Origin of the sequence: Marinicella gelatinilytica, assembly GCF_026410405.1 — a bacterium.
Classification (GTDB): Bacteria; Pseudomonadota; Gammaproteobacteria; order Xanthomonadales; family Marinicellaceae; genus Marinicella; species Marinicella gelatinilytica.
In genome coordinates this window covers 124,777-137,767 of the sequence record NZ_JAPMLN010000002.1, presented here as the reverse complement: position 1 = coordinate 137,767, position 12,991 = coordinate 124,777, and the positions used below count along the sequence as shown (strand labels likewise).

14 protein-coding genes and 1 tRNA gene are annotated in these 12,991 nt (G+C 44.7%); 5 read left to right on the top strand and 10 right to left on the bottom strand.

Annotated elements, in window-relative coordinates; translation table 11 throughout:
- Positions 1-10 precede the first annotated feature (10 nt).
- Together deoC and OS173_RS02085 are read right to left on the bottom strand one after the other, a co-directional pair.
- Complete coding sequence (deoC, locus tag OS173_RS02090) at positions 11-973, bottom strand: deoxyribose-phosphate aldolase (RefSeq protein WP_267182618.1); 963 nt, start codon at positions 971-973, stop codon at positions 11-13.
- Positions 970-1,623: a TetR/AcrR family transcriptional regulator gene (locus tag OS173_RS02085; RefSeq protein ID WP_267182617.1), complete on the bottom strand. Its 654-nt coding sequence runs from the start codon at positions 1,621-1,623 to the stop codon at positions 970-972. The genes deoC and OS173_RS02085 overlap by 4 nt, the downstream gene beginning before the upstream one ends.
- 151 nt (positions 1,624-1,774) lie before the next feature.
- On the opposite strand from OS173_RS02085, the gene OS173_RS02080 reads away from it, so the two are divergent.
- From OS173_RS02080 to OS173_RS02070, 3 genes are all read left to right on the top strand, one after another.
- Entirely contained in the window at positions 1,775-4,015 is a 2,241-nt protein-coding gene (locus OS173_RS02080; protein WP_267182616.1) for a TonB-dependent receptor, read from the top strand.
- Between the two features lie 73 nt (positions 4,016-4,088).
- On the top strand, positions 4,089-6,059 hold the full coding sequence (locus tag OS173_RS02075; RefSeq protein ID WP_267182615.1) for a 3-hydroxybutyrate oligomer hydrolase family protein: 1,971 nt from the start codon (positions 4,089-4,091) through the stop codon (positions 6,057-6,059).
- Positions 6,052-6,822 (top strand): 3-hydroxybutyrate dehydrogenase, encoded by a 771-nt coding sequence (locus OS173_RS02070; RefSeq protein WP_267182614.1) that lies wholly within the window; start codon positions 6,052-6,054, stop codon positions 6,820-6,822. The genes OS173_RS02075 and OS173_RS02070 overlap by 8 nt, the downstream gene beginning before the upstream one ends.
- Positions 6,823-7,236: 414 nt before the next feature.
- Here OS173_RS02070 and tsaD read toward each other — a convergent pair whose 3' ends face one another.
- From tsaD to OS173_RS02055, 3 genes are read right to left on the bottom strand one after another with little or no spacing between them, the layout of a single operon-like run.
- Positions 7,237-8,265: a tRNA (adenosine(37)-N6)-threonylcarbamoyltransferase complex transferase subunit TsaD gene (gene tsaD, locus OS173_RS02065; RefSeq protein WP_267182613.1), complete on the bottom strand. Its 1,029-nt coding sequence runs from the start codon at positions 8,263-8,265 to the stop codon at positions 7,237-7,239.
- A 13-nt stretch (positions 8,266-8,278) separates the two neighbouring features.
- The gene (locus OS173_RS02060; RefSeq protein WP_267182612.1) at positions 8,279-8,857 is read right to left on the bottom strand and encodes a nitroreductase family protein; all 579 of its coding nucleotides are present in this window, start codon (positions 8,855-8,857) and stop codon (positions 8,279-8,281) included.
- A gap of 2 nt (positions 8,858-8,859) precedes the next feature.
- A complete protein-coding gene (locus tag OS173_RS02055) occupies positions 8,860-9,327 on the bottom strand; it encodes a nucleoside deaminase (protein ID WP_267182611.1) in 468 nt (155 codons plus the stop codon).
- A gap of 104 nt (positions 9,328-9,431) precedes the next feature.
- On the opposite strand from OS173_RS02055, the gene OS173_RS02050 reads away from it, so the two are divergent.
- A complete protein-coding gene (locus OS173_RS02050; RefSeq protein ID WP_267182610.1) occupies positions 9,432-9,677 on the top strand; it encodes a type II toxin-antitoxin system HicA family toxin in 246 nt (81 codons plus the stop codon).
- A gap of 276 nt (positions 9,678-9,953) precedes the next feature.
- Positions 9,954-10,292: a type II toxin-antitoxin system HicB family antitoxin gene (locus tag OS173_RS02045; protein WP_267182609.1), complete on the top strand. Its 339-nt coding sequence runs from the start codon at positions 9,954-9,956 to the stop codon at positions 10,290-10,292.
- 102 nt (positions 10,293-10,394) lie between these two features.
- Here OS173_RS02045 and OS173_RS02040 read toward each other — a convergent pair whose 3' ends face one another.
- The 5 genes from OS173_RS02040 to OS173_RS02020 form a co-directional block, all read right to left on the bottom strand.
- Entirely contained in the window at positions 10,395-11,105 is a 711-nt protein-coding gene (locus OS173_RS02040) for a hypothetical protein (protein WP_267182608.1), read from the bottom strand.
- Positions 11,106-11,211: 106 nt separating this feature from the next.
- Positions 11,212-11,298, bottom strand: a tRNA-Leu gene (locus tag OS173_RS02035).
- A gap of 114 nt (positions 11,299-11,412) precedes the next feature.
- Positions 11,413-12,144 carry a phosphotransferase gene (locus OS173_RS02030; RefSeq protein WP_267182607.1) on the bottom strand — a complete coding sequence of 244 codons (732 nt, stop codon included), beginning with the start codon at positions 12,142-12,144 and terminating at the stop codon, positions 11,413-11,415.
- Positions 12,110-12,745: a nicotinamide riboside transporter PnuC gene (gene pnuC, locus OS173_RS02025; protein WP_267182606.1), complete on the bottom strand. Its 636-nt coding sequence runs from the start codon at positions 12,743-12,745 to the stop codon at positions 12,110-12,112. The genes OS173_RS02030 and pnuC overlap by 35 nt, the downstream gene beginning before the upstream one ends.
- Positions 12,720-12,989 (bottom strand): YkoF family thiamine/hydroxymethylpyrimidine-binding protein, encoded by a 270-nt coding sequence (locus OS173_RS02020; protein WP_267182605.1) that lies wholly within the window; start codon positions 12,987-12,989, stop codon positions 12,720-12,722. Before OS173_RS02020 ends, pnuC begins: the two co-directional genes overlap by 26 nt.
- Positions 12,990-12,991: the final 2 nt, after the last annotated feature.

The following is a 12,991-nucleotide window of genomic DNA, read 5'->3' as shown; positions in this document are numbered from 1 at the left end:
ATTTTAGTTCCTATCCCATGGCGTGGCGATGGGCGGCTGAATAGTGGCCGGTGACGTGATGTTCTAACTGGCGCTCAATGTCAGCCAATAAACTGGAGGCACCGAAACGGAACAGTTCAGGTTCCAGCCAGTCATTGCCGAGTTCTTCTTTCATCATCGATAAATAGACCAGGGCGTCTTTGGCTTTACTGATGCCGCCGGCCGGTTTGTATCCGACTTTGTGGCCGGTTAAATCCAGATAGTCACGAATTTGGCGAATCATGGTGAGTGACACCGGCAAGGTGGCGTTGACACTTTCTTTACCGGTGGACGTTTTTATAAAATCGGCACCGGCCATCATGCACACCATCGAAGCTTTGGCGACATTTCTTAGGGTTGCTAATTCACCGGTGGCCAGAATGGTTTTTAAATGGGCGTCTCCACAGGCCTCGCGGTATTCTTTGATTTCATCATAGAGGGCTTGCCAGTTTTGTTGAAACACATGTTTGCGAGTAATCACCACATCAATTTCATCGGCACCGGCAGCCACCGAGGCTTTTATTTCAGCGACTTTTAATTCATGTGGCGTCAAACCGGCGGGAAAACCTGTGGATACCGCAGCCAAATGAATGTCGGTACCTTCGAGGGCTTTATGGGCGGTTGCCAACATATCGTGATAAACGCAAATGGCGGCCGTGGTCAGTTTCATATCACCGATGCCCAAAGCGTCCTTTAAATCCTGGCGCAGCGGGTTTTTGGCCTTGGCGCAGAGACGACGAACCCGTTGTTCAGTGTCATCACCGGCCAAAGTGGTTAAGTCGATTAAGCCAATGGCTTTGATTAACCAGGCGGCTTGGTGGTCTTTTTTTACTGAGCGGCGGGTGCCTAAGGTGGCAGCTCGGCGTTCGGTGGCACTGGTGTTGGCCTGGATGTTGTTGACCCAGTCAAGATTCAAAGCCGTTCCCGGATTTCTTGTTTGTTTACTATTCGTCATGGGTTTATTTTATGGGGTTGCGCAAAAACTTTAAAGCCGGCTGTGATAAAAGGTACCAAACGGTCATGCACGGCATATAAATCAGACGGTGGGCATAAGCCTTCGGACAAGTTATTGATACGCTCCGTGCCGGAAAAAGTTAACGTGAGAGCGCCGGATAAAAAATGGTAACACCAGTATAAATCTTCAGGCTTGCTGTCCGGCATGGTTTCTTGAATGGCGGCAATAAATTTTTTTGCTAACGGATCGAAATACTGGGTCATGATTATACCGCCTAATTCCGGGTGGTTATTAATCTGTGCAATGATGGCGAAATAATGTTTCCAGCCCTGGCCACCCTGGGTGGCACGGTTCAATAGCGCATGGGTAAAGGCATCAATGATTTCATGTAAGGGTGCCGGGTTGGGTTTAGCGCGTCTGATACAGTCGTCCAACATGGCAATCCGCTCACGATTTAATACTTCAGCACGGCGTAGCATCACAGCGTTAAAAATATCTTTTTTCTTGCCAAAATGATAGCTGGCTAAGGCCGGATCAACGCCGGCTTCAGTGGTGATTTGGCGGATTGAGACACCGTAAAATCCGCGGGTGGCGAACAGTTTCTCAGCGGCATCAAGAATACGCTCTTTGGTTGATTGTGGTTTTTCCATAGTGAAAAAATTTTGGCTTAAATCGGATGAAAATGCATTTTAGCACGGCTAAGGCGCTGATTAGTGACTGAATGATTAAACACTTGTTGAAATAAGTTAAATATTTGTTGTAACATAGCGAATGGACATTCTTTTTTATGGGGACACCATTATGAAACAGTCAAAATTAAGCAAAGCCGTGAGCCAAATTTTAATGGCATCGGTTTTGGGTTTAGGTATCAGCAATGTGGCATTGGCCCAGGCTGAAAACGAAACAAATGATCAAGAAAACACAGATACTTTGGCCTTAGATGATGTCAAAGTAACAGCACGAAGAACCGAAGAGTCGGCTCAAGATGTGCCGGTTGCGGTCACTAATTTTAGTCGCGAAGACTTGCAAGATGCGCAAGCTGAGAATTTAGATGGTTTGGCCGGTGCGGTTCCGAATATGAATTTGGTTTTAGGCCGTGGTTCGGCTTCCAGTGCCAATATTTATATCCGTGGTATTGGTCAGCCGGATGCGCTGCAAACCTTTGACCCGGGTGTTGGGATTTACGTGGACGGTGTTTACATGTCACGTATTCAAGGTGCTTTGATGAGTTTATATGACGTCGATCGTATTGAAGTCTTGCGTGGACCGCAGGGTACTTTATACGGTAAAAACACCATTGGTGGTGCGGTTAATGTGGTCACCCGTAAACCTTCGGACGAGTTTAGCGGAGAGTTTGAGTTTTTATTCGGAGATTACAGTAAAACCTCCGGAAAAGCCTATTTAACCGGCGGCATCAGTGAAAATACCAACATGAGCTTGTCGATGGTTCATAGTTTGGACAATGGTTATGTGACCGATCCGGTGACGAATCAACATTATAACGATCGCGACAATACCGCAGCACGTTTGATTATTGATTCTAATCCAACTTCACAGTTAAATTGGACCTTGTCATTTGATTACACCGATCAGGAAAATGCGTTGACCTTGGGTAAAGCAGAGGCACCTTTGATTGCCATTGATTTTGCCGATCCGACCAATCCGATTTTGACCTATTTACCGGATCCGGGTGAATATAACTTTCATGGACGTTCATCATTTAATAATGACGAAAACCAAGAATTACGTCATTATGGCGTGAGTTTTTCGGTTGACTATATGATGAATGAGGCATGGACGTTTAAGTCAATCACTGCTTATCGTGATCTGCAGTCTGACTCATTTATTGATATTGATGCAACCGTACTGCAATTAGGCGACGTTTTTGTGGGTGTGGATCAAAATCAAACAAGTCAGGAATTTCAATTTCTCTATGATAACAATTCCGGTTTTAATGCGGTCATGGGTTTGTATTACATGAAAGAAGATGTACCCTCGCATCAAGAAGCTTACGCGGACGATTTTCTGCGCTTTGCTGGTGTACCTTTAGATTTTTTGCGTACCATTGATGATGATTTAGAGACCACGTCTTATGCGCTGTTTACACAAGCTAACTGGACTTTAACCGATCGTTGGGGCTTAAGTGCCGGTCTTCGTTACAGTAAAGATAAAAAATCTTATGACCGTACCACCACCACAACATCTGTGGCAGGCCCGTTCTTAGATGGTACTTTTGCTTTCCAAGCTTCTGACAGCTGGGATGACATTACGCCAATGGTGTCATTGGATTATAGTATCAGTAAAGATCATATGGTTTATGCCAGTGTTTCTAAAGGCTTTAAATCCGGTGGTTTTAACGGCCGTGCCAATGCCGCTACGGATGTGAGTTCATTTGATCCTGAAACTGTATGGACCTATGAAATTGGTGGTAAATCGATGTTCTTTGATAATCGCATGCGTGCCAACTGGGCAGTCTTCAGCAGTGATTACGAAGATTTCCAAGCCCGTGTCGCTGAAGATATCTCCAGCTTCCCGGTGATTAATGCCGCTGAATTGGACATCAAAGGCGCCGAGTTAGAAATGACTTGGTTACTCAGTGCCAGCACCAGTATTTACAGTTCTATCGGTTACCTGGATGCCCAGTACAAAGAATTTTTTGATTTCAGGTATCCTGATCAGGACCGTTCTGAAGACACACCGCCTTTTTCTCCGGAATGGACTTTCAGATTGGGCATTAACCACAATGTCTATTTAGATGGTGGTGCCACCTTACGTATGGGTGCCAATGCCAGCTTTACCGATGACATGTATTTATCAGTGGATAACCGCGAAGTCTTGTCACAAGACCAATATTGGTTGACCAATGCTTATGTGGCTTATGACTTTGCCGATCCAGCTTGGTCGATTCGTGCCGGTGGTAAAAACTTGACAGACGAAGTTTATAAAGTCGATGCCCAGGAATTTGCCAGTGTCGGTAATATCCAAACAGCCTATTACGGCGCGCCGCGCACCTGGTATGTTGCACTAAATTATCGTTTCTAATTGTTTTCCTCTCTTGGACGTCGTTACTATAGTAGCGACGTCCGCTTTTTTTACTATAAATGAGGGAAGGGTCATGAAAATCCGTGTTTTAATTTTTTCTATCATTGTATTTTTATCTGCGTGCCAGTCAACGCCTGAAATGCCGACGGAACAAGCGCTTGAGACAACTACTCCGCTGTATTTGAAAAAAGTTTATTACGATGGGCAGAGTGATGATTTATTGACCGCCGGATTAAGCTTAGCCGAATTGCGTTCTGCACAAGGCCCTGAATTAAGTGCTTTACCTACGGCCACTGAATTACGGCGTTCTGCCTATTATCACCAGTTTAAAGCCCTGAATGATGTCAGTGAGGCCGGTGGTTTTGGTCGCCTTTATGGTTTTGATGAAAACATCCACGCCATTGCCGGAACCGAATATTGGCAGCAGCGTGCCGTCGCTGATAATGCCTACCATACCATTGTGGTTCAAATTCCCGATTCTTTTAATGTTGCAAACCCTTGCCTATTGGTGGCACCATCCAGTGGCTCGCGCCATGTTTTGGGTTCAGTGGCGACCACCGGAACCTGGGGTTTGTTGAACAATTGTGCCGTGGTGTATACCGATAAAGGCACCGGCACTCAAATGAGTTTATCGGCCAATCAAAGTGATGGTCAGGTATATGCCATTGATGGCACTTTGGTCGATGCCGATAATCCGCTGGCAGAAGCCACCCGATTACCGGTAAATAATGGTTTACAAGTCATTCAGAAGCAAGCCTTCTCCGCTGTTCACCCTGAACAGTATTGGGGTGAGTTTGTGCTGGATGCCACCCGCTATGGATTAGCCGTATTAGCTGAGGAAGTTGACAGCAGCTTTAATAGTAACAAGGTGTCTGTCATTGCCGCCAGTATTTCCAATGGTGGTGGTGCGGTGCTTCGTGCCGCTGAGTTGGATAAGGATCAGTTAATTGATGCGGTGGTTGCCGCTGAGCCACAGTTGAATTTGGATTACCAGTATCAAATAAAAAAAGGCCCTGATAATCAGACGATTAAAACCCAAAGCCTGATTGAATTGGGCACTTTGCTGGGTGTTTATGAGCCTTGCGCGGCCTTACACCCGTCATTAAATGAAGCGCCATTTAAAGCCAATACCGCATTGATTCAATCTTGGTTAATGCAACGTTGTCTGGTTCTTCAAACATCTGGATTATTAGCGACTGATGCCACAGATTTACCGGCAGCCGCTCTGGATAAATTATTACAGGCAGGTATTTCTAAAGAAGCCTTGTCGATGGCTCAAATCAACACCTTGAGTCATATGTGGGCCAGTATTGGTCATACCTATATCAATAGTTACCTGCAAACCAAACCGACTGATCAATTGTGTGGTGTGGTGTTTTCCGGGATGGGTCAAATGGGCCAGGCGCGAGCATTAACGGAAACAGAAACTCGCACGATGTTTGCTAAAGGCAATGGCATTGCCCCGGGTAATGGCATAGAAGTGGCTGGTTTGGGTGATAACGGTGAGCCGGATAAACGCCTGATGATGCACCCAAATTTCGGCTTTGATGCACAACAATGTTTCTATAACAAAGCCCGTTCACAGGAAATACAAGCGGCTATTAAAGCCATTCAGTTGGATGCTGATTTAGGTCAAACCCCAACCGTGATTTTACACGGCATCGCCGATGGCACCGTGGCCATTAACCACGCCTCGCGGGCTTATTTTACGAAGAATCAAAGCAGCGAAAACGCCAATCAAAATTTGCGGTTTTATGAGATTGAAAACGTCCAGCATTTTGATGCCTTTTTAGCTTATCCGGGCTTTAATGCGCAGTTTGTGCCGATGCATCCTTACATTGAGCAGGCGCTGGATATGATGTGGGTCCATTTGAAAGAACAAAAACCATTGCCACCCAGTCAATATGTTGCGACAAAAAATAGAGCCACAACAGAAGCTGGCGTGGCAGATTTAGAATCTGATAATATTCCGGCGATTAATCTGCAGCCAAGTCAAACGATTCAAGCCGACAATGATGCGCTGGAGTACCCAAGTCATGACTAAACAAACCAAACACGTCCTGATTACCGGTGCCAGTGGCGGCATTGGTTTGGCCATCGGAAAACATTTGGCTCAAGACCATCGCGTGACGTTATCGGATTATCACTTAGATTCGCTCACTCAAACCCAACGGCAGCTTAAGCAACAAGGACTTGATGTGGACATTATGCAACTGGATGTCTGTAATGAAGACCATTTAGCGGCGTTAAAAGCCCAAGCGGAAGACAAGGGCATCGATGTTTTGGTCAACAACGCCGGCATTCAATATGTCTCACCACTTGAAGATTTTCCCCGCGAAAAGTGGCAACAACTTATCAATGTTATGCTCATGGGTCCGGCCATGACCACGCAAGCGGTTTTACCGAGTATGAAAGCCCATAACTTCGGCAGAATTATCAACATCGGCTCAGTCCATTCCCTGGTGGCTTCGGCCTATAAATCAGCTTATATCTCCGCAAAACACGGTCTTTTAGGTTTGGCCAAAACTTTGGCTTTGGAAGTGGCCGAGTTTGATATCACCATTAATACCTTATGCCCGGGCTATGTGGATACCGCCATGGTGCGCGACCAAATCAGCCAACAAGCCCAAGCCCATGGCATCAGTGAAGATGAAGTGGTGGAGAAAATCATGCTCAAACACATGCCAAAAAAGCAATTCGTCAGCGTCGAAGAACTCGCCGGCACCGCGGCCTTCCTCATCAGCCCCGCCGCCCGCAATATCACCGCCCAAGCAATCGCCCTCGATGGTGGATGGACTGCACAGTAAGAAGTGGCTCCGGGGCCGTTTCTTGCACTGCGTGCAAACCGCAACCCGTGCTCAGGCTTCAATGAGTTCCGCTGATTGACTCGCTGCGCTCGCCTACAGGACGTAGGTGTGCCGTGTAAGCAGGACGCGGAAACGGTCGCCAGTGCGAAACATGCGTCAGTAGCTCCAGCGTCGCTCACCTACATGGAAGTAGGTGTGCTGAGTTAGATTCGACTCGGTATCAGCGCTTGCACTGCGTGTAAACCGTAACATTTTAAAAATCACGTCATTCTCGGGCACCGACCCGAGAATCTCAGAACGTTTGCTTACAACCATAATTTATAAGATACTCGGGTCTTTGCCCGAGTATGACGGGTTTTTATTGTTCAACTAAAGTCGGCGTATAAGTTGTTTTAACTTGATAGGATTAGCAGTTTACGGCGGGCTCAGCTGCTCCAGGCTCCAGCGGGGATAGGCTTGAATAGCGGTTTCTTTTTCGGGTATATTCTCTTCTAAACGCATGGCGCCGGCAATGGCAATCATGGCACCGTTGTCGGTGCAGTATTTAAGTTCCGGAAAGAAGGCTTTGAAGTGGTGTTTTTGGCCCATTGCATTCAATGTTTCTCGCAGTTGAAGGTTGGCGCTAACGCCACCTGAAATAACCAGTGATTTGTGGCCGGTTTGTTTTATGCCGCGCAGGCATTTTTTGGCCAGGGTATCAACCACCGCATCCTGGAAACAGGCGGCAATATCAGCGCGTAGTTGTTCAATGTCATCGTCATCCTGGTGTTGTTCCCAGGTCACCCGGGTAAAGGTTTTTAAACCGGAAAAACTAAAATCAAGTCCCGGTCGATTCATCATTGGTCGTGGAAACTTAAAGCGTTTAACATCGCCTTTTTCAGCCAATTGCGCTATATATCGGCCGCCGGGATAGGGTAGGCCGAGTAGTTTGGCGGTTTTATCAAAGGCTTCACCGGCGGCGTCATCCAGGGTATCACCCAGGATTTTATAATCACCCAAGCCTTGTACATCCACCAATAAGGTATGACCACCGGACACCAGTAAACACAAAAACGGAAATTCAGGTTTATCCTCTGCCAATAATGGCGCCAGTAAATGGCCTTCCATGTGATGAATTTCGAGACTGGGAATATCTAAAGCCCAGGCGATTGAGCGCCCGACACAAGCGCCCACTAATAATGCCCCGATAAGACCGGGTCCGGCGGTGTACGCCACTGCATCGATGTCTTGCAAAGTCATGTTCGCTTCTTCACAGGCCTGTTCAATCAGCGGCACGATTTTACGGACATGGTCACGGGATGCCAGTTCCGGCACCACCCCGCCGTATTTGGCATGCAGTTCGATTTGGCTGTAAAGCTGATCCGCCAGCAATTCTCCGGTAACGCTGTTATAAATCGCGATACCAGTTTCGTCGCAGGAAGATTCAATGCCGAGGACAATCATAGCAGTCTCTTATTCATACAAAGTAAGTGACTTTATCAGCCAAGTCAGGACGGGCGCGGTCAGCAGGTAGATCTTCCGTTGAACCGATATAAACATAACCGATAATCCATTCATGGTCGGCCAGTCCCAGGGCTTTTTGGGCGTCTTTATCCAGACAAGACCAACCGGTGACCCATTGACTGGCATAACCTAAAGCCGCCGCCGCTAAGTTAATATGTTGCGCCACCACTGCACCGGAACAGGTTTGTTCTTCAATCGGTGTGTTGCCTTCTTGTGGCGAAGACACCACCGCAATCACCAAAGGTGCCCGCTTAAAGTTATTGGCTTCAATCTCAAGCTGTTGCGGAATCAGATCATGTTTTTTTGCCCGAATATCAGCCAGTTTCTGACCCAAATGGTCACGACCTTCGCCCCGGATAACCAGTAACCGCCAGGGTTCCAGTTTGCGGTGATCCGGTACCCGGGTGGCGATGGTTAAAATGGTGTTCAATTCGGCGTCATTGGGGCCCGGTTCTGTTAAATGTTTAATCAGCACCGAGCGGCGGTTTTGTAAGAACTCAATAACTTCAGGGTTGGGTGTACGTTTTGACATGGTTAATATTCAATTTTATCGGTTTTGTCTTGCCAGGCCTTAAAAACGCTTAAGGCTTCGGATTGTTGCATTTGTTTAAAGGGAATTTGACGGTTATCGATACCGGCATCAATCTCATCATATATTAACTGATCATCAAAATCGATGGCCGCGGCATCTTCACGGGTACAGGCATAATAAACCACTTTCGGTCGCGCCCAATAAATCGCACCTAAACACATGGGACAAGGCTCGCAAGAGGTATAAATCTCACAATCATTTAACTGAAATGTACCTAACTTTTGACAGGCTTCGCGAATCGCCGTGACTTCCGCATGCGCGGTTGGGTCATTGTCTGAGGTGACACGGTTATAACCTTCGGCAATAATTTCACCATTGCGTACCACCACTGAACCAAACGGCCCACCGGCACCGGCATCCATTCCCTCACGCGCCAACTCAATGGCTCGCCGCATAAATTGTTTTTGCATAAAATCTATTTATTGTTAAATCCTTATCTTAATCTTAACGACTGATATGTCAATGGTGGTAAAAAATATTTGAATATAGTACTGAATAATAGTACTATAAGCTGATGAAAGCAAAAGACAGGAAGACATTGGCTTTAATATTTAATCGCCCAGTCAGTGGCAATATTAAATGGAGCCGAATTGAGTCCCTGTTCAAGGCTTTGGGTGCAGATATATCAGAGCGTGAGGGTTCACGTATTGGTGTTAAATTATTTAATGAGATACGTGTTTTTCATCGTCCACACCCAAGTCCGAACACTGATAAAGGTGCGGTGGCTTCTAAGAGAATGGTTATCTGTGCAGTAAATTGAACCTCTATGCGTTATGAGAATCGGCCATAAGTCTCATAACCAGGAATCATTTGCAGTTAATGGCCAAAGTCCTTAACAAGAACGATAACGCCGTAATGAGGCTTATGGCTGATTCCCGAAGGGTGAACCCTAAAACAGTCATCTACGGCGTTATGTTTCCTTGCAATATGAATAACTATTACGAAGAAAACAAGCCTTGTAGCTGAGTGTTTTATGATTCACTCATAATGCACAGAGGTTCAATTTACTGCACTAAAAACGGAGTAAAATCAGACAATGCTTAATACAATGAAATTTGACGATTACTTGGCTGTCATTAATTATGATCCGGACATAGACATGTTTCGTGGTGAGTTTGTATTATTAAACGGTGGTGCAGATTTTTATGCTAAGGATATCGCCGGCTTGAGGAAAGAAGGCGAGAAATCACTCAAAGTGTACTTGGATATGTGTCAAGAAGAAGGTATTGAACCCAAAAAATCATTTTCAGGACGCTTTAATTTAAGGATTTCATCCGAACTCCATGCTCAACTTTCAGCTCGGGCCGCCACGGAAAACATGAGCTTAAATAATTGGATTGAACGGCAATTAGATCAGGTTGTGCATAATGAATAATTAGTTCTACCCGTGGTGAATTTGGAATAAATAAAATAAATATTGTCATTTCGACCGAGCGAAGCGAATGGAGAAAACTCCTAAATATGAAAAATACTAATATTAGGAATTATTATTTATAAATTGGTTTTGCCATGGCAATAAACTATTAAAATATCTATCAATAGCATTGACTAATTGAATATCAATGTTGTCAAAAAAACCAGTAAAAATTATACTGCCATGAGGGGACACTTTAACTAACTCGTCAATCCATGCTTTAAGGTAATCTTTATTAAAAAAAGGTCCTGTTTTACTAAATCCACCTGGTGAAAATAATTTAAAACCAGAAGATGTTGGATGAGATGCGGCTTCTGACAGTAGTGAATATGCTTTTGCACGTTTCTTATCCTTAAAATTGTCACGATTATCAAGTTCCTGTCTAATTAGTGCAGGCTTAAATTTTTTAAGTCTTTCGTTCTTGCTTGCGACTTGCCATTCATTTATTTTATCTCGGTTAGAATGAAAATAATCTAACAGCATTACTGTTTCAAAAATCTCTCTAATCTGAGAAATTGCAGAATGATAATAACCTGAAAGGCCAAGTTTTATAGATGCAGCTGTGGAATTGAAATTTCTAATTCCAAGCCTCATTATAGTCAATTCATCAGATGTATAGTTTTCGTAGTTTTGAATAATTATACCAATGATATCCATCGAATATTGAATTGCAGAAAACTTAATTGATAGCTCATTATTAGGCTCTACAACAGCCAAACTTTGTTTTCGAATTTTTTCTTCTTCAGAATTTATTAATTTTAAGCTTATGTTCATTGAAATATTTAACATCTATTAAAGATTAATAAAAATTATATCAATATGGTAGGCTTAAAGTTTTTTTAATTTGGATTTGATATTTATTTGAGGATTTATATATCAATGGTGCCCGGGAGAGGACTTGAACCTCCACGGGGTTGCCCCCACCAGCACCTGAAGCTGGCGCGTCTACCAATTCCGCCACCCGGGCTCTTTATGCAGGACGATCGTCCTGTTTTGAGATGGCTTATTCTACTTGAGGTGGGATTTTCTAACAAGTCAAAAATTCTGTTGTAGAGAAAAATCGCTTCAGTATTTTGGACGTTTATTTTGACCAGATTTGCATCATTATTTGAATTAAGGCGCGCAAGGGTGGGAGCCAGTTGTTGTCATCATAATGACGATAGAAATCTTCCAGAGATTGGCCGCTTTCATATTCGATAATCAACCAGTCAATCAAGGGATGGCCTAAACCGGCAAACTCCCAATCCAGTAGCATTGGCGGTTTCCGGCCAATCATATTGCGTGGGTTTAAATCAAAGTGGGTGAGGTATTGATTGGCCTGCCAAAAGCCCAGTTCGGTGAGTTTATCGATGTGGCGGTTGATGTGGTCTTTAATGCGTTCTTTTTGGTTTTTGGCATAGTTTAATAAGCGCTTATCAAGACGACTGTCTGTAAAGACTGTTTCTTGCGAGAGGTCAATGTGATTGAATTTTTTTAATTGTTCAGCCAGGCTTTTAACCAAGCCTTTATTCTTGAAATCGCTTGCTTGCCAGAGTTTACCGCGACACCATTCAGTGATAAGAACATTATTTTTCAGGTCGTTGACAAAAACCTTTGGGCTGATGCTTAAGGGTGCAATCAGTGCCAGTATCTGCGATTCCCGTTGCCGATCAACGCCTGAAATAACGGCATTCAAGCGCACAAAGAAATGACCTTGCTCGGTGATGACCTGAAAGCTGTGATTATTTAAACCGTGCTTAATTGGCCGGGCTTCGATCAGCCCGGCCCTGGCAATAAATTCAATGCGTTGCAGTCTGTGTTGATTGTCGGTCATAACTTTTGGACCATTGGATCAAGCCGATAATCACCATAATAAGGTAAATGACGAATAAGCCGGTGAAAAAATACAGTTCTTTTTGCCAGAACAGCCAGACAGAAACACTGTCAATCACCAACCAGTAATACCAATTTTCAAACACTTTATAGGCCACTAAAATGGTGGTGAGTACCGCAAAACATGAAGTGAAGGCATCCAGAAAAGGATAAGCAGCGCCGTATTGTTGTGTATAAAGACCCAGTACCGGCACACATAAAGCCGTTATGACAATCCATATCAGGTGTTTTTTTAACGACCATTTTTGTATTAAGCGGTGGTTGTCAGTCTGCCCGCCACGCCATTGGTACCAGCCATAAACGGCCATCACCAGATAGAACACATTGAGCAAGGATTCGCTTAATAAGGCGGCCTGGTGAAAAATATAAATAGACAAGGCGGTGCTGATGAACGCATAGAACCAGCACCATATATTTTCCCGGATAGCCAGCCAAAGGTACAGCACCGCAGTGATGACAGCAATCAGTTCAAGCCATGATTGGGCTTGTAAGCCTTGCCACCATTGATTAAGAAACTCAAGCATACTTGTCGCTGTGCGCATCCAATAAATGGCCGTTAAGTACTTTCATAATAAACGCCGCTTTAGGGGTTTGTTTATGGGTGGCTTGCATGGCGGCATTGACCTTGTTTAACACGGTGGCGTAATCACCAAACACTTGGGTGCTTAAATCATTGACCTTAATCGTTAGATCCGGTTCTTGGCGTAGGCGTTGAATAAAATCATCAACCACGGTTAAAAAATCTTCGGTTAACGGGTATAAGCTAATGTCTACGGATACGTTCATTT